At 73.8% G+C, this 1213-nt stretch carries 1 protein-coding gene and 1 pseudogene; both read left to right on the top strand.

Features of this window, described 5'->3' with window-relative positions:
- The first annotated feature begins 194 nt into the window (after positions 1–194).
- Positions 195–611: a CBS domain-containing protein gene (locus C6N75_RS29760; protein ID WP_105871935.1), complete on the top strand. Its 417-nt coding sequence runs from the start codon at positions 195–197 to the stop codon at positions 609–611.
- A 63-nt stretch (positions 612–674) separates the two neighbouring features.
- A pseudogene (locus C6N75_RS29755) lies at positions 675–1213 on the top strand (oxygenase MpaB family protein); the annotation flags it as partial.

Here is a 1213-nt window from a genome sequence, read left to right as displayed (position 1 = left end):
GACCCCGACCCCGCCCCCGGCCGGGCCGGCGTGCCGCTGACGCTGGTCGTCCTGCTCGCGGTCCAGGTGGCCGCACTGTTCGCCGCCATGGCACTCGTCATCGCCCGCTGACCGAACCGCGACCGAACGACCGAACCACGACCGAGCCACGACCGACCCATGTCGGAACCACCGCCAACGAGAGGAACCGGGCCATGCCCAACGCACGCCAGCTCATGACCAGGGGCGCCGAGTGCGTCGGCGAGGAGGACACCGTGCTCGAAGCGGCCCGCAGGATGCGCCGCCTCGGCGTCGGCGCCCTGCCCATCTGCGGTGCCGACGACCGGCTCAAGGGCATGCTCACCGACCGGGACATCGTGGTGAAGGCACTCGGCGCGGACCGCGACCCCGCCACCACCACGGCCGGCGAACTCGCCCAGGGCGAAGTGGTCTACGTGGACGCCGACGACGACGCCCGGTTCGTGCTGCGCCGGATGACCGAGCACAAGGTCCGCCGGCTGCCCGTCATCGAGGACCACCGCCTGGTCGGCATGGTCTCCCAGGCCGACGTGGCCCGCGCCCTGCCCGAACCCGACGTCGGAGACCTGCTCGAAGCCCTCTCCACCGACTGAGCCCGGCGGCCGCGGCCCCGCGGGGGGCTGCCCCCGCCGCCCGGGCGGCGGTACCGTCGGAGCATGGGCGCGACCACCGGTAACCCCCAGGCCGATCCCGGGCTCTACGGCCCCGCCTCCGTCACCTGGCATCTGCACAGCGACCCGATGATGTGGATCGCCGGCGTCCGGGCCCTGTACCTCCAGGCGCTGCACCCGCGCGCCGTGCGCGGCGTGCTGATCAACAGCACCTTCATGGAACGCCTGGGGCCGCCTGATGCGCACCGCGGACTTCGTCGCCACCACCACCTACGACGCCACCGAGGACGCCGAACGGATCGGCGCCCGGGTCCGCCGCATCCACCGGCTGCTCGGCGTCGACGACCCCGACCTGCTGCTCTGGGTGCACTGCGCGGAGACCGACTCCTACCTTGACGTGGTCCGCCGCTCCGGCATCGCCCTCACCGGCGCCCAGGCCGACCGCTACATCGCCGAACACCGGGCCGGCGCCCGTCTGGTCGGACTGGACCCGGCCGACGTACCCGCCTCCCGGGCCGAGCTGGCCGCCTACTTCACCCGCACGCGCCCCGAGCTGCACGCCGGCCCGGTGTTCGGCGATGTAG

This window comes from Streptomyces solincola, from assembly GCF_002982015.1.
Taxonomy (GTDB): domain Bacteria; phylum Actinomycetota; class Actinomycetes; order Streptomycetales; family Streptomycetaceae; genus Streptomyces; species Streptomyces solincola.
The sequence above is the reverse complement of the archived record's forward strand: the minus strand, read 5'-3'. Positions and strand labels throughout refer to the sequence as shown.